Source organism: Mycobacterium sp. NGS66 (genome assembly GCF_059812225.1).
In genome coordinates, this window is sequence record NZ_JCALCG010000002.1 from 82,597 (window position 1) to 96,559 (window position 13,963).

Sequence of the window (13,963 nt, forward strand, 5' to 3'; positions counted from 1 at the left end):
CTAAGCACGGATTGTGGCCAACTGCCGCAGGAAGCGCGCCTTCCACAGCAGGGCGAAGGTCTCCAACAGGATCAGCGGAATGTGGATGGTCGAGGCGGAGAGGTAGGCGGTGGTCTGGCTGTTGGTTGATACGAAGACGCTATGGGCAATGATGATGATCGATAGCGGGGGAAGGTGTGCGGCGAGCAAGGTTGCGTTCCAGAGTCGGCTGGGCCAGCGCGTCGCGCCGATCAGGCACACCAGCGCGAGCAAGAACATCAGCAGATAGGCCTGGTACAGGCCGATGTAGCCAAATGGCTGGCTGGCCAGCAGGCGCAACGGCCCATGTCCGTGCCAGCCGAAAGTAGAAGCGGTGGTGGTGGCGATGGTGATGATGAACAGGCATGTTGCGTGGATGCGCGTCACGGTTGTGCGCAAACCCGAACCTGGGTCTTGCGTTGCCAAGGTCATTGCCACTCCTCAATCGAATGCTGTTCTACGGGAAACGTATTGACCACGCCTTGCAGAGGCTTGGCCTTCGGGGTCGTGGAGAAGAATTCCTCCAGCAGCCGGTTGAATGGCTCTCCCGTATCGGGCACCAGGTGGCCCATCCCGGGACAGTGCGCGCGTCGAGCACCGGTCTTGGCCGCCAGTGCGTCGCAGATTGCCTCGTATACGCGCATGTGGCGACCGGAAACGACCAAGATCGGGATATTGGATTCACGCAACCGGTCCAGCGGGGGGTCGGCCTCGTCGGGTGGGCGCGCACCTTGCAGCTGGCGCATGCCGGACAGCAGCACCTGCGGGATAGGGTCGGCGTTTTGGACGTGCGCGCCGGCGAGTTCCAGAAACCGAGGCAGAGCGACTTCCGGTGGCGTGTCCACCGATTCGATGATGTCGCGAATTGCCGCGCCGAACGCGTCAACATCCGGGTCGCCTCGGATGATGCCGGTGGCGGGTGGCTCAATCACGGTGAGACTCTGTACCGGGTCCGGACGATATGCTGCGGCATACATGGCCACAATCGCCCCGTAGGAAAGCCCCACCAGATGGGCTGGCCCAATGAGGAGCTGTTCGGCTACAAGCTCGGCTTCCCGTTCGAAATCTGTTGGGCCAGCAGGAGATTGGCCATGGCCGGGGCGGTCCGGAGCCAGCAGGGTCCAGCGTTGTGTCAGTGGGCGCTGTGCGCGCCACGCCTGACGCCCGCCAAGGAGCGCGCCATGAATCAAGACGACACGTGGCCCATCGCCCCACTGGTGCACGTGCAGCCGCGGCGGTTTATGCATTGTCGAGATCTCCGTCGGGCTGAGTTACTGTCGGCGCGGCGAACACATGTTGTGCAGAGCGTGAATCCAGTGGCCCCTGCTGTCGCCTCCAGTCAGCCAAGGTGCGCCGACAGAAGCCAGCCCGTTATCGACTTGCGGCCATTGGGTTCGTCTCTGAACTGAGCTCCGGGAAATACCGCAAAACCGTCTGGCACATTGCCGTAAAGGCGTGCGGGTCTGATGTCGTCGATTACCCAGTATTGCGATACCACGTCACGCAACTCATCAGCGGTCACCGCGTTGACTGGACCCTGGGGTACCGCGGCCTTGTCGAAGACCAGCACGAAATAAGAAGCATCAGGCGCTGCGGCACGGACAATCGATTGCTGATATCCCTCGCGCGCGCCGATCGGGATGGAATGAAACAGTGTGCTGTCAACGATCGTGCCGAACCGGCCGTCGTAGCCAGTGAACGAGCTGATGTCGGCCACTTCAAAGCTGGCGTTGGCCAGACCGCGTTTCTCAGCCTCACGACGCGCCAATTCGATGGCCGTTGGTGACGAGTCCAGTCCGACTGTGGTGTATCCCCGCTCGGCGAGGTACAGCGAGATGGCGGCTTCACCACAGCCGACGTCGAGGACATCACCGTGGAACTTACCTGCCTCGATTAGGTTGGCGAGCTCCGGTTGTGGTTCGCCGATGCTCCATGGTGGCCGTGTCCCCTGCCCGAGCTGGGGAGCGTCGCCGCGGTAGGCCGAATCGAATTCGAAATCCAAAGATTCCGTCATGGTGCCCTCTCTGTCAAATCTGGTTAGAAGGAAACAACTTTCGATGATGTAGTCTGTGGGCCGAGAAATCTGCTGCGGTTGGGAGCTATTGACCAACGGCCGCGAGGATGCCGGCGAGCACCAGCTCCAGGCCGGCTTGAAAGCCGGCCTGGCCGTCCGGATTAAACGTCACCTGCAATGCCTGTGCGGTAAGCGGATAGTATTGTGGGTCAATGGTTTCAGCTGTCGCGTATGGGTTGCGCGGGTAGTCTTTTCCGGCCTGCGCCTGTTCCTCGATCACGTAACCGGTGGTGTAATGCAGCAGCGTCACAGCCGAAAGCGCCGCCAGTTCAAGAGGAAAACCAGCCGCCGTCAGTTCTTGTAGCACCAGCTCATTGATGGGTAGCGCTGACGGCGTGTAGGACCCGACAAAAACGCGCGCGCCGTCGCGATGTTGCAGCATCGCCGCCCGAAGGGCCTGGGCCGTCTCGGCCAGCCATTCGGCGAGCGATTCCTCAGCCCGGCGGGGCCGCACGCGCTTGGCCGCGTCGGCGGCGATCACATCGGCCATGGCGTCGAGCAGCGCGCGTTTGCTATTGACGTGCCAGTAGAGCGTGGGTGCTCGCACACCCACCGCCGCGGCGATCGAGCGCATGGTGAGCCCGTCGATGCCCTCTTTATCGAGGAGCCGCAGCCCCGCACGGGCTATGGTCTCGCGGCTGACTTTCATGCCGGGCACTCTAACATCGTTCGAGATATCTAACAATGTTAGAGTCATCGCTCAAGCTCGTCGAGCTGCGGTACTCCAGGCATGTCTCGCACGATTGTGTTGTGAATAGCGCGGATTCGGTAGCCGTCGTTCCGTTGGATCAGGATTGTTTGCGTTGCTTGGGATGTCCCGGCCAAGGGGCCGTGCGGTACGTACAGGTCCGCCGCAGCATGTCCCAGGATGATCGCGTGATGCAGCAGCGAGGCATCGAGCGCGCGCAGTGTTAGCCGGCTGCCGAGGTGAATAGTCGCGAAGTTGCGTCGATGTAGGGCTGCGATAAATCGTCGGCCGCGTATCATGCGGCCCAGGGCATCGACGAACTCCGCGTTGGGGTGAAAGTAGTTGGCGTATCCGTCGGCATCGGCTGCGTTCCAGCGTTTAGCGAGGTTGTCGACGATCTGGATAAGGCATTCCTTGGGGTCGGTGTCAGACAAGATCACGGCCGTCCCTTTCTCTTGGGTTTCTATCGGGTTTCGCTGGACGGGTTAGTCGTCAATGACCGCGCGCAGCAGTCTGTCTACTAACCCGGCCGGAGGTTGGGCGCCGGGTATTGTGAGTTGACTAAATGCCCAGCCGTTCAGCAGTCGACTCAGTTCCTCCATCTGTTCGGAAGTTGGGGTGAGACCAGCGGATTCGATGATCAGCGTCGCCGACTTGACCGCGGCTGCTTGCAGCTCCTTGAGGAACGGCTGAAGCTCTGGGCGGCGGGTGCCCTCCATGAACAGCTCGAAACGGGCCAGCGTGAACCGGCGCATTGGCTCGTCGGGTGAAAGCATTTGTGTCAGCAGGGTTTTGACACCATCGCGCGTCATCGGGCCGATCGCCGACTGCAGTAACTCCACCCGCTGCCAATGTAGTTCAACTGTCCGCGCTGCAGTGGCTTCGAGCAGGGCCAGCCGTGTCCGGAAGTAGTTCGACGTCGTACCTTCCGGCAGCTGCAAGCGTTGGTCGATATGGCGGTGCGTCAAGCCTCCGACACCGGTGTCGGCAAGGATGTCGATCGCCGCGTCCAGGATCTGGGCCCGGCGCCCGGGATTCGGCGGCATCAGTTCCTGAACCGCAACCGCGCGTACATGGTCAGGAATGCCGGATACAACACGATGAGCAGGAAGTAGCTGAACCACATCGGGAACCACGTATAGACCGTCGTGTCGACGATGATGTACGAGCAGTACAGGTGCAGTGGCACGCTGGCGGCGATGTAGACGATTGACGCGGTCACGAGCGCGCGGTGCGGCTTGTTCGCGAATATCATCCTGTGCCACACAAGAATTCCCGTGACGGCAGCGTAGGTCATTGGGACCAGGAGGATTCGGTCAGTCGCCGGGGTGACGACATAACGCAGGGCGAAGTGGTCACCGAAGATCACCCGCAACACATGCATCACGCCTCCGAGCGCAATAGTCAGCATTGCGGCCTCGCGGAAGAACCAGCCGCGCCGACGATACATCTTCCACAGGGCGGAATCGTGTACTACACCTGTAGTGTTAGTCATACTCGCGAGAGTAGCACTACGCCTGTAGTGCGTGTCAAGACGCTGCATGCTGTGGCCGCCGCCTCTAGCACTAATGCGGTGATATGCGGGCTGAGTGGTCTACTGCGCTCGCAAACAAGACGAGCCGCCGGCTGGCGCAGGCGTCGCGATGAGTTTGGTCCTCCGCTGCAGTCTGATCTTCATGGGCAAACTCATCTATGGCTTCAACGTCTCGGTGGACGGGTACATCGCGGATGCACAAGGCAACATCGACTGGAGCACTCCCAGCGAAGAACTGCATCGGTACTGGAACGACTTCGAGCGGGAGACCGCGCTTTCGTTCTACGGGAGGCGGCTCTACGAACTGATGTCCGCCTACTGGCCGACCGCCGACAAGAACCCGGACGCCACCCCGGAGATCATCGACTTCGCCCGCATCTGGCGCGACATGCCCAAGGTCGTGTTCTCGCGCACCTTGGAGTCGGTCGAGTGGAACTCCCGCCTGGAACGCGGCGACCCGGTCGAGGTGGTGACACAGCTGAAAGCCGAAACCGACGGCAGGCTGGAGGTGGCCGGCGCGACGCTGGCCGCACCGATCGTGCGGGCCGGACTGGTGGATGAGTACCGGATCGTGGTCGCGCCCACCGCCGTGGGCGGCGGTACCCCGTTCTTCCCGGCACTGCCGTCATGGATCTCGTTGCGACTGTTGGAGAACCGCACCTTCCCGGGTGGCACGGTCCTGCTGCGCTACGAGGCGAAACCCGACTAGCCGAGGGCGTCGCGCACACGTCCTCGCGCGCGCTCCAGCCGGTTGGCCGCCTCGGCCACATCGACGCCCGCCAGCAGCGCCACGATTGCGGTCTTGGCGTGACCACCGGCGGCGGCGAGCGCGGCGGTTGCGGCCTCCTCATCGACGCCGGCCGCGTCGCGAACGATCCGCACCGCGCGGCGGCGCACCTTCGTGTTCGTGACACGCAGGTCGACCATCCGTGGCCCGTATGCCTTGCCGATCGCGATCATCACGCTCGTCGAAAGCGTGTTGAGCACGACCTTCTGGGCGGTACCTGCCGTGAGCCGGGTGGAGCCGGCGAGCACCTCGGGCCCGGTCAGCAGCTCGATCACCACGTCGGCGCACGCCTCGCGGCCCGCATTGTTGACGACGGCGACCGTCAGCGCGCCCACCGACCGCGCGTGCTCGAGTGCGCCCAATACGTACGGCGTGCGGCCCGACGCCGTGATCCCGACAAGCGCGTCCGAAGCGGTCAGACCGGCGAAATCGGCAGGATCGAACGCGTCTTCCGCGCCTTCGATCGCCTCGGTCAAGGCCGCCGGCCCGCCGGCGATCACGCCGCGCACGAGGTCGGTGCCGAACGTCGGCCCGCACTCTGCCGCATCGAGCACGCCGAGCCGCCCGGGTGTCCCGGCGCCGGCGTAGATCAGCCGACCGCCGCGCTCCAACCGTGCGGCGATTGCCTCGGCCGCCGCGGTGATCCGCGGAACCGCCGCGGCGACCGCACCGGGTGTCTCACCCTCGGCGGCGACGAGTAACGCGACGATATCGGCGATAGGACGGGTGTCGAGGTCGTCCAGGCCTGGCCGCACGGCCTCGGTCGTGAGCTCGTCAAGCCCTTGTACGGCAAGGGTTTTCGGGGTCGACTGCACGCGGCTGAGATGTGGCTCGTGGATCGCCCCCAGCCGCAGTGCGCCGTCGAGTGCGTCGCCGGCCGCCGGAACAAGGTCGAGGTTTCTGCGCAGGGCTTCGACTCCGGCCAGGCCGCCGACCATCGCCACCGGACCATCTCCGGCCGCGCGGGCGGTCGCGGCCAGCGCCTCGGCGGCGGCGCGGACAATCTCCGCCGCGACAGCGTCGTGCCGCGCAGCGAGGACGTCGGGCGCGAAAGACGCCAGGGCGGCGGCGCCGACGAGCTGCGCAGGCCAGGTCTGTGGCGCGCCGAAGCGAGCGCGGGCGACGTCGAGCAGCGTGGTGGACGGGCCGCGGCCGTCGTAGGCGCGCAGTGCCGCGCGCAATCCGGCGGCGCCGATCCATGCGCCGCCACCCTCGTCGCCCATCCAATGACCCCAGCCGTCGGTAGTGCGCAGCACGCCGTCCGCGTCGATCGCGATCGCCACCACGCCGCTGCCAGCGATCAGCACCACCCCCGGCTCGCCATTCAGCGCACCGGCGTGCGCGAGCACGGCGTCGCTGGTCACCGCGACCCGACGGGCCCGCAGCGATACCAGCAGCGCATTGCCCAGCGCAGCCGCCGCGTCCGGGGCAGCCAGCGCGCCGGCAGCGCCCACGATGACGTCGTCAGCCGGGCCGAGCTCCCGCGCGACGGCCAGCACCGCGCCCTCGGCGGCCCGCACCCCGCCCGGCTCGGTCAGGCCGGGCGCGCCCGCCCCTTCGGCTCTGCGGCCGCGCAGCGCAGCTCGGCAGGACGTCTTGCCGAGATCGACTGCGAGGATCACCGCACCATCGTTTCACGGCAGCGGCGCCCGCGAGCAGACGCAAAATCCCCCAAAACCAGGGGTTTTGAGGGGATTTTTGCGTCTCCTCGCCGAAAAAACTAGTCGCGGACCGCGGCCAGCAGCCCGTCCCCAAGCGGGATCAGCGCGGGCGTGAGCCGCTGATCCTCGGCGATCAGCCGGGCTGCCTCGCGGACCGCCGCGACCTCGGCGTCGTTCGCCGCGGGATCACCGGCCCGCCCGCCCAGGGCCGCTCGGTGCACGACGATGACCCCGCCGGACCGCAGCAGCCGCACACCTTCGACGACGTAATCCGGCTGGTCAACCGGATCGGCGTCGATGAATACCAAGTCATAGGAGTCGTCGGCGAGCCGGGTCAGCACATCCTGGGCCCGGCCGCTGATCAGCCTGGTGCGCGACTGCCCGATCTCCGCCTCGGCGAAGGCCTGCTTAGCCAGCCGCAGATATTCGGGCTCGAGGTCGATCGTCGTCAATACCCCGTCGTCGGCCATGCCGGACAGCAACCACAGCCCGCTGACTCCTGCGCCGGTGCCCACCTCGGCGACGGCCTTGCCGCCGCTGAGCTTGGTCAGCAGGCTCAGCACGGCACCGACCGCAGGTGTCACCGCGCCGGCACCGATGTCCATCGCGCGCTCGCGGGCGGTGACCAGGATCGCGTCTTCCGATATCGACCCTTCGGCGTGCGCACACAGCGATTCGGCTCGGCCGGGGGCCTGGGCGGGGGTCTCGAGGGTGACGTCCATGTGCGCAGCGTAGGTCCATTTTCCGTCGGGATCAGGCAGGCGCGCCTGAAACAGTGCTGCTGTATCGCGCGGCCCTGACACGCCCGGACCGGAACCGCGACGAACGTCACTTCGGGCGCCGAATTCGCTGGTAAACGCCGGTAACAATACGGTTTCTCAGCTAAACCTCAGGATGCTCCTATACCGCCCACACCCCGGTACGCCACGGTATCGGTATGGAACGCGGCAGTCGCCGGTCCCGCGATGACGCCGGGATTAGGCCCGGCGAGACCGGGAATACGCAGTGGCAGCAGCGCGTTGCCGGTGTCGAACTGCCGAGCCCGGATGGCAAGGCAAACTCGGAGGACTTGATCATCACCACCTTGAACCCCACCACGATGTCGCATCCCCAAGTGATCCGGGACGACGAGTGGGCGGAAGTACTTGACCAGCCACACGGCACAGCCGTCTTCGACGCCACCGGCGACAAAGCGGCCATGCCTTCCTGGGACGAGCTGGTGCGCCAACATGCCGACCGGGTGTACCGGCTGGCTTACCGCCTGTCGGGCAACCAGCAGGACGCCGAGGACCTGACCCAGGAGACCTTCATCCGGGTCTTCCGCTCGGTGCAGAACTACCAGCCGGGAACCTTCGAAGGCTGGCTGCACCGCATCACCACCAACTTGTTCCTGGACATGGTCCGCCGGCGGGCGCGTATCCGGATGGAGGCGTTGCCCGAGGACTACGACCGGGTCCCGGCCGACGAGCCCAACCCCGAGCAGATCTACCATGACTCCCGGCTGGGCGCTGACCTGCAGGCGGCGCTGGACTCGCTGCCGCCGGAGTTTCGTGCCGCGGTCGTGCTGTGTGACATCGAGGGTCTTTCTTATGAAGAGATCGGTGCCACCCTCGGAGTGAAGCTCGGTACGGTCCGCAGCCGTATCCATCGCGGTCGGCAGGCCTTGCGCGACTATCTGGCCGCACACCCCGAATACGACATGCGTGCCGAAGTGCCGCAAGTCAAGTCCGCCTAGTTCGTACCGGGGACCACAGCCGCCCCGATGATCCCGGGGTTTTACCGGTTCGTGCTGGGGATCAGGGATCTGCCGCGCTACATTCGACATAAGCGTGGCGGCGAGAGGAGCCGGTAAATGGCCGACCCGGGCAACGTGGGACACGTGTTCCGCCGGGCTTTCTCCTGGCTGCCCGCCCAGTTCGCCTCCCAGAGTGACGCGCCGGTCGGGGCACCGCGCCAATTCGGCTCCACCGAGCATCTGTCCATCGAGGCCATTGCGGCGTTTGTCGACGGCGAGCTGCGGATGAACGCACATCTGCGCGCCGCTCACCACCTGTCCCTATGTCCGGAGTGCGCGGCGGAAGTGGACGACCAGAGCCGGGCCCGCGCCGCGCTCCGCGACTCGAACCCGATCCGAATCCCCAGCACATTGCTGGGACTGCTGTCGGAGATTCCGCAGTGCGCCCCGGATGACACCGCCGCACAGTCCGGGCCCTCGCCTGACAATCTCGGCGATGGCGACCCGCGCAGTCACCGTAGGCGCCGGTAGCTTGGCGGTAACAGCGCACCTGGTCTGCCCCGCGCGCACTCATGCCGACCCATCCCGATCCGTGGATACTAGGGTGGACACGAACAAGGCGGATGCCGGTATCCGGCCCCGCCGGGCGGCGTGTCTCGAGCTTTCAGACAAGCATCCAGAACAGGACCCGGAAGAGGGCTGAGAAGAGGGCAGAGTGACCTCCGACCAAGGCAATAACATCGGCCAAGACGGCGGCGACCGCCTGGCGCCGCGGCCGGTATCCCGGCCGCCCGTCGACCCCGTCTCGCGTCAGGCGTTCGGTCGTCCCCAGGGCATCCGGGGGTCCTTCGTGGCAGAGCGGGTGCGCCCGCAGAAGTATCGCGAACAAACCGAGTTCCGACCGCACGACCCGGAAACCGACCCGGTCTTGGAAGAGGCGTTCAGCCGCCCCTTCCCCGGCGCCGAGTCGCTGCAGCGCCACCCGATCGACGCCGATGCGCTGGCCGCCGAGAAAGACGGTGCGGACGAGGACGGCGAAGACCCATGGCGCGACCCGGGCGCCCCGGCGGCCCTGGGCACACCCGCGGTAAAACCGCCGGTGTCTCGCACCGCGCTCGGCCAGACCGGCAAGCTCGGTGTGCGGGATGTGCTGTTCGGCGGCAAGGTGTCCTATCTGGCCCTGGTTGTCCTGCTGCTGATCGCGCTGGTGATCGGTGCGATCGGCGGCGTGATCGGTCGCAAGACGGCCGAAGTCGTCGGCGCGTTCACCACCTCGAAAGTGACGTTGTCGACCAGCGGCAACAAAGAAGGCCCCGCCGGCCGGTTCACCAAAGTGGCTGCGGCAGTTGCCGATTCGGTGGTGACCATCGAGTCCAAGAGTGACCAGGAAGGCATGCAGGGCTCCGGGGTGATCATCGATGGGCGCGGCTACATCGTCACCAACAACCACGTGATCTCTGAAGCGGCGAATAACCCCAGCCAGTTCAAGACCAAGGTGGTGTTCAACGACGGGAAAGAGGTGCCGGCCACCCTGGTGGGCCGCGACCCCAAGACCGACCTGGCCGTCCTCAAGGTCGACAACGTGGACAATCTGACCGTGGCCCGCCTCGGCGATAGCGACAAGGTCCGGGTCGGCGACGAGGTCCTGGCCGCCGGAGCGCCACTGGGGCTGCGCAGCACTGTCACCCACGGCATCATCAGCGCCTTGCACCGGCCTGTGCCGTTGTCGGGTGAGGGCTCGGACACCGACACCGTGATCGACGGCGTCCAGACCGACGCCTCGATCAACCACGGCAACTCCGGTGGCCCGCTGATCGACATGGATTCCCAGGTGATCGGCATCAACACCGCCGGCAAGTCGCTGTCCGACAGCGCGAGCGGGCTGGGTTTCGCGATCCCGGTCAACGAGATGAAGCAGGTGGCGCAGACGCTGATCAAGGACGGCAAGATCGTGCACCCGACGCTGGGAATCAGCACCCGCTCGGTCAGCAACGCGATCGCCTCCGGCGCGCAGGTCGCCAACGTGAAGGCCGGAAGCCCTGCGCAGAAGGGCGGAATCCTGGAGAACGACGTGATCGTCAAGGTCGGCAACCGCAAGGTCGCCGACGCCGACGAGTTCGTTGTCGCCGTGCGGCAATTGACCATCGGGCAGGACGCCCCGGTGGAGGTGGTCCGCGAAGGCCGGCACGTCACCCTGACCGTCAAGCCAGACGCCGATACCAGCTAGATGTTCGCCAACGTCGGCTGGGGCGAGTTGCTGGTGCTCCTGGTGGTCGGGCTATTGGTCCTCGGCCCGGAGCGACTTCCCGGTGCCATCCGGTGGACGGCGGGCGCGTTGCGGCAGGCCCGGGATTACCTGAGCGGCATGACGAACCAGCTGCGCGAGGATATCGGGCCGGAGTTCGACGACCTGCGCGGGCAGCTCGGCGAGTTGCAGAAACTGCGTGGCATGACACCGCGGGCGGCGCTCACCAAGCACCTGCTCGACGGCGACGACTCGCTTTTCACCGGGAACTTCGACAAGCCGGTGAACGGCGCTCCGGCCCCGCCCGCGCAGCCGGTGCAGGGCGCTGACCCGGTCAACGGCGAGCGCACTCCTTTCGACACCGACGCCACGTAGAGGCGCGTTGAGCGTCGAACGTGGGGGCTATGGACGCATTCGAGCCGTTTTTCATGCCTAAGGCCCACGCTCGGCGATGAAGCCAGGCGCTGCCTAACGGCGGGTGGGGTCGAGGCCCAACGAAACGCCGGCCAGTCCCCGCCGTCGCGACGACAAGCTATCGGCGATCTTGCGCAATTCCTTGCCCACCGGTGAATCCGGCGCACTCAGCACCATCGGGACTCCGGCGTCACCGGCCGCCACCAGGGCGGGGTCCAGCGGGATCTGGCCCAGCAGCGGCACTTCCGCGCCGACCGCACGCGACAGCCGCTCTGCCACCCGCTGGCCGCCGCCTTCGCCGAAGACCTGCAGCATCGAGCCGTCCGGCAGCCGCAGCCCGGACATGTTCTCCACCACACCGACGATGCGCTGGCGGGTCTGTATCGCGATGCTTCCCGCTCGTTCGGCGACCTCGGCGGCGGCCAGCTGTGGCGTGGTCACCACCAGGATTTCCGCGTTGGGGATCAGCTGGGCCACCGAAATGGCGATGTCGCCGGTTCCGGGCGGCAAATCGAGCAGCAGCACATCCAGGTCGCCCCAGTACACGTCGGCCAGGAATTGCTGCAAGGCGCGGTGCAGCATCGGGCCGCGCCACACCACCGGGGTGTTGCCCTCCGTGAACTGGGCGATCGAGATCACCTTCACCTCGTGGGCGATGGGCGGCAGAATCATCGACTCGACCTGGGTGGGCCGGTCTGTGGTGCCCAGCATGCGGGGAATGGAATGTCCGTGGATGTCGGCGTCGAGCACGCCGACCGACAGGCCGCGGTTGGCCATCGCGGCGGCCAGATTCACGGTAACGCTGGACTTGCCCACCCCGCCCTTGCCGGATGCGACGGCATATACCCGGGTCAGGGAGTTGGGCTGGGCGAACGGGATGACGGGCTCGCGGGAATCGCCGCGCAACTGCTTGCGTAGCTCGGTGCGTTGCTCGTCGCTCATCACGTCCAGGGTGACCCGCACGGCACCCGTCCCGGGAACGTCGGCGACCGCTTGGCTGACGCGCTCGCTGATCTCGGTCTTCTTTGGGCAGCTCGCGGTGGTCAGGTAGATCGCTACGTGCACCGCGGCGTCGCGCTCGACGTCGACGCTCTTGACCATCCCGAGTTCGGTGATGGGACGGCGCAGTTCGGGATCGATCACCTTGCCCAAGGCGGCGCGGACGGCCGCGGTCAGTTCGGCTTCGGAGTGCGGGGCGTCATGACGGGACATCACCGCCGAGTGTAGGCGGCTCGGCTTTCTGCGGCTGGGCCAGCCGACCCGCGGTCGGTCAGGCGGGCGGAACCGGTGCCGCTTCGTTAGGCGGCGCGGCCACGTTCGGGGCAGCCGGCGGGCCGGCTGGCTTGTTGGGCACGCGCGCCCCGGCGGGCGGGGTGACCGGTGGCGCGTCGGCGGGCGGGCCTGCCGGTGAAGCGCCTGGTGGTGTCGCCTGCGGGTCAACGGGCGGCCCGGCAGGTGCCGGCGCCTGCCGGATCGGCGGCGCGCCCGCTGCCGGCGGCTGCCCAACCGGGGGCACAGCCGCGGCCGGCGGCGCCCCGACCTCGGACGGCGGGTTCGTCCCGGCCGGCAGCGGACCCGGACCCGGCCCGGGGCCCTGTGAGCCGATGCAGATGAGCGTGCAACCGGGTGCGAGTGTCAGCGGTGCGGGTCCCTGCGTCGCCGGTGGCGTCATCCACGGAAACGCGGGCTGGCCGCTCACGAGTTGAGTTTGGCCGCCGAGGTCGATCAGCGGCGTGCGGCCGGCAAACGGATCGGTGTACGGCAGGCCGGTGTGGTTCAGCGGCAGGTTGGGCCCCAGCCCTTCCGGGTGCTCCAAGAACCCATCGCCGATGGGCGGCGGCGGGCCGGTGATCGGGGGCAGGTCAACCGGCACCACGCCGGTCGCATATGCGGCGGCCCAGCCCAGCACGTTCTGCGCGTAGGCGACCGAGTTGTTGTACCGCAGGATCGCTGCCATCACCTGTTGGGGATCGCGCAGGTTGAGGCCGCCGCTGCACAGGTACCGGGCGGCCGCGAGCGTCGAGTCGAACAGGTTCTGCGGATCGGCGATGCCGTCGCCGTCGCCGTCGCTGGCGTATCGCGCCCACGTGCCGGGCAAGAACTGCATGGGCCCCATCGCGCGCACGTAGGTCACCCGGTTGCCGACGGTCTGCTGGATGACTTCATTGCCGGGCAGCGTGCCATCCAGTGCCGGACCGTAGATCGGGTTGACCGCGGTGCCGCGGGAGTCGACGGCACCGCCGCCGGCGTGGCCGGACTCGATGCGGCCGATTCCGGCGAGCAAGTTCCAACTGACGCCGCAGCCGGGGACGGCAGCGGCCATTTTCAGCTCGGCGTTGCGGTAGGCCGCCAGCGCCATTTTCGGGATGCCCAGTGTCCCAGGCGTATTCACAACCATCGGCGGTGGCGGCGCCGATATGGTTGCCGCCGCGACGTGGAACTTGGCGGGCCCGCGCGCGATCGCGACCACACCCGGGCCGGACGGGTTGGCGCGAAGATCACGGTGCGAAGCAGACACTGCGGCCACCGGGGTGACCGCGCGAACCGCCGGAATCTTTCCCGGTAGCGGAGCCGGAGCGCCGCCGACCGCTGCGGCGAAAACCAAAGGCGTGATGGCGGCGATACCGACTGCGGGTGGTCGCGTTGCGTGACGCGGCCACTGTCGCACGGCCGCGACGGCCGGGTGTGCAGCCCAGCGTCCCCCTATGCGCACTCGACCGTCCTTCAGTTGTGTGGGCCAATCGGAAAACCGTGTCCGGTTAGTTACGGTTTCTTCTTAGCTTCGTGAACTAGATCACCATACATAA

Annotated in this window: 16 protein-coding genes and 1 pseudogene; 5 read left to right on the plus strand and 12 right to left on the minus strand. The window is 66.6% G+C overall.

Annotated features, from left to right (window positions below; genetic code table 11):
* From AC5Y2L_RS04930 to AC5Y2L_RS04960, 7 genes are all read right to left on the minus strand, one after another.
* A complete protein-coding gene (locus AC5Y2L_RS04930; protein WP_499932889.1) occupies positions 1-450 on the minus strand; it encodes a hypothetical protein in 450 nt (149 codons plus the stop codon).
* Positions 447-1,265, minus strand: coding sequence for an alpha/beta fold hydrolase (locus AC5Y2L_RS04935; protein WP_499932887.1), 819 nt, complete (start codon positions 1,263-1,265; stop codon positions 447-449). The genes AC5Y2L_RS04930 and AC5Y2L_RS04935 overlap by 4 nt, the downstream gene beginning before the upstream one ends.
* Positions 1,266-1,357: 92 nt before the next feature.
* Positions 1,358-2,032 (minus strand): class I SAM-dependent methyltransferase, encoded by a 675-nt coding sequence (locus AC5Y2L_RS04940; protein ID WP_499933205.1) that lies wholly within the window; start codon positions 2,030-2,032, stop codon positions 1,358-1,360.
* 85 nt (positions 2,033-2,117) lie between these two features.
* A complete protein-coding gene (locus AC5Y2L_RS04945; protein ID WP_499932886.1) occupies positions 2,118-2,741 on the minus strand; it encodes a TetR/AcrR family transcriptional regulator C-terminal domain-containing protein in 624 nt (207 codons plus the stop codon).
* A gap of 44 nt (positions 2,742-2,785) precedes the next feature.
* Complete coding sequence (locus AC5Y2L_RS04950; RefSeq protein ID WP_499932884.1) at positions 2,786-3,220, minus strand: SgcJ/EcaC family oxidoreductase; 435 nt, start codon at positions 3,218-3,220, stop codon at positions 2,786-2,788.
* Positions 3,221-3,265: 45 nt separating this feature from the next.
* A complete protein-coding gene (locus tag AC5Y2L_RS04955) occupies positions 3,266-3,826 on the minus strand; it encodes a TetR/AcrR family transcriptional regulator (RefSeq protein ID WP_499932882.1) in 561 nt (186 codons plus the stop codon).
* Positions 3,826-4,275 carry a hypothetical protein gene (locus AC5Y2L_RS04960; protein ID WP_499932880.1) on the minus strand — a complete coding sequence of 150 codons (450 nt, stop codon included), beginning with the start codon at positions 4,273-4,275 and terminating at the stop codon, positions 3,826-3,828. Before AC5Y2L_RS04960 ends, AC5Y2L_RS04955 begins: the two co-directional genes overlap by 1 nt.
* Before the next feature lie 181 nt (positions 4,276-4,456).
* Here AC5Y2L_RS04960 and AC5Y2L_RS04965 point away from each other — a divergent pair, with 181 nt between their 5' ends.
* Positions 4,457-5,023: a dihydrofolate reductase family protein gene (locus AC5Y2L_RS04965; protein WP_499933203.1), complete on the plus strand. Its 567-nt coding sequence runs from the start codon at positions 4,457-4,459 to the stop codon at positions 5,021-5,023.
* Here AC5Y2L_RS04965 and AC5Y2L_RS04970 read toward each other — a convergent pair.
* From AC5Y2L_RS04970 to AC5Y2L_RS04980, 3 genes and pseudogenes are all read right to left on the minus strand, one after another.
* The gene (locus AC5Y2L_RS04970) at positions 5,020-5,916 is read right to left on the minus strand and encodes an N-acetylmuramic acid 6-phosphate etherase (RefSeq protein WP_499933201.1); all 897 of its coding nucleotides are present in this window, start codon (positions 5,914-5,916) and stop codon (positions 5,020-5,022) included. The two genes, AC5Y2L_RS04965 and AC5Y2L_RS04970, sit on opposite strands and share 4 nt — an antisense overlap.
* An 87-nt stretch (positions 5,917-6,003) precedes the next feature.
* Positions 6,004-6,723 (minus strand): annotated as a pseudogene (locus AC5Y2L_RS04975) (BadF/BadG/BcrA/BcrD ATPase family protein); the annotation flags it as partial.
* A gap of 98 nt (positions 6,724-6,821) precedes the next feature.
* Positions 6,822-7,484, minus strand: coding sequence for an O-methyltransferase (locus tag AC5Y2L_RS04980; protein WP_499932878.1), 663 nt, complete (start codon positions 7,482-7,484; stop codon positions 6,822-6,824).
* Between the two features lie 215 nt (positions 7,485-7,699).
* Here AC5Y2L_RS04980 and sigE point away from each other — a divergent pair, with 215 nt between their 5' ends.
* From sigE to tatB, 4 genes are all read left to right on the plus strand, one after another.
* On the plus strand, positions 7,700-8,497 hold the full coding sequence (gene sigE, locus AC5Y2L_RS04985) for an RNA polymerase sigma factor SigE (RefSeq protein WP_499932877.1): 798 nt from the start codon (positions 7,700-7,702) through the stop codon (positions 8,495-8,497).
* 117 nt (positions 8,498-8,614) lie between these two features.
* Positions 8,615-9,028 (plus strand): anti-sigma E factor RseA, encoded by a 414-nt coding sequence (gene rseA, locus AC5Y2L_RS04990; protein WP_499932876.1) that lies wholly within the window; start codon positions 8,615-8,617, stop codon positions 9,026-9,028.
* Between the two features lie 184 nt (positions 9,029-9,212).
* A complete protein-coding gene (gene htrA, locus AC5Y2L_RS04995) occupies positions 9,213-10,724 on the plus strand; it encodes a serine protease HtrA (protein ID WP_499932874.1) in 1,512 nt (503 codons plus the stop codon).
* Positions 10,725-11,117: a Sec-independent protein translocase protein TatB gene (tatB, locus tag AC5Y2L_RS05000; RefSeq protein ID WP_499932873.1), complete on the plus strand. Its 393-nt coding sequence runs from the start codon at positions 10,725-10,727 to the stop codon at positions 11,115-11,117. It abuts the gene before it with no gap.
* A gap of 93 nt (positions 11,118-11,210) precedes the next feature.
* Here tatB and AC5Y2L_RS05005 read toward each other — a convergent pair whose 3' ends face one another.
* Both AC5Y2L_RS05005 and AC5Y2L_RS05010 read right to left on the minus strand, forming a co-directional pair.
* Positions 11,211-12,368, minus strand: coding sequence for an Mrp/NBP35 family ATP-binding protein (locus AC5Y2L_RS05005; RefSeq protein WP_499932872.1), 1,158 nt, complete (start codon positions 12,366-12,368; stop codon positions 11,211-11,213).
* 58 nt (positions 12,369-12,426) lie between these two features.
* Positions 12,427-13,869, minus strand: a complete 1,443-nt coding sequence (locus AC5Y2L_RS05010) for a lytic transglycosylase domain-containing protein (RefSeq protein WP_499932870.1) — start codon at positions 13,867-13,869, stop codon at positions 12,427-12,429.
* Positions 13,870-13,963: the final 94 nt, after the last annotated feature.

Excerpts from the sequence above, each read along its gene's own strand:
- AC5Y2L_RS04930 (WP_499932889.1), bottom strand. The coding sequence starts at position 450 with ATGACCTTGGCAACGCAAGACCCAGGTTCGGGTTTGCGCACAACCGTG.
- AC5Y2L_RS04935 (WP_499932887.1), bottom strand. The coding sequence starts at position 1,265 with ATGCATAAACCGCCGCGGCTGCACGTGCACCAGTGGGGCGATGGGCCA.
- AC5Y2L_RS04940 (WP_499933205.1), bottom strand. The coding sequence starts at position 2,032 with ATGACGGAATCTTTGGATTTCGAATTCGATTCGGCCTACCGCGGCGAC.
- AC5Y2L_RS04945 (WP_499932886.1), bottom strand. The coding sequence starts at position 2,741 with ATGAAAGTCAGCCGCGAGACCATAGCCCGTGCGGGGCTGCGGCTCCTC.
- AC5Y2L_RS04955 (WP_499932882.1), bottom strand. The coding sequence starts at position 3,826 with ATGCCGCCGAATCCCGGGCGCCGGGCCCAGATCCTGGACGCGGCGATC.
- AC5Y2L_RS04960 (WP_499932880.1), bottom strand. The coding sequence starts at position 4,275 with ATGACTAACACTACAGGTGTAGTACACGATTCCGCCCTGTGGAAGATG.
- AC5Y2L_RS04965 (WP_499933203.1), top strand. The coding sequence starts at position 4,457 with ATGGGCAAACTCATCTATGGCTTCAACGTCTCGGTGGACGGGTACATC.
- AC5Y2L_RS04980 (WP_499932878.1), bottom strand. The coding sequence starts at position 7,484 with ATGGACGTCACCCTCGAGACCCCCGCCCAGGCCCCCGGCCGAGCCGAA.
- sigE (WP_499932877.1), top strand. The coding sequence starts at position 7,700 with ATGGAACGCGGCAGTCGCCGGTCCCGCGATGACGCCGGGATTAGGCCC.
- rseA (WP_499932876.1), top strand. The coding sequence starts at position 8,615 with ATGGCCGACCCGGGCAACGTGGGACACGTGTTCCGCCGGGCTTTCTCC.
- tatB (WP_499932873.1), top strand. The coding sequence starts at position 10,725 with ATGTTCGCCAACGTCGGCTGGGGCGAGTTGCTGGTGCTCCTGGTGGTC.
- AC5Y2L_RS05005 (WP_499932872.1), bottom strand. The coding sequence starts at position 12,368 with ATGTCCCGTCATGACGCCCCGCACTCCGAAGCCGAACTGACCGCGGCC.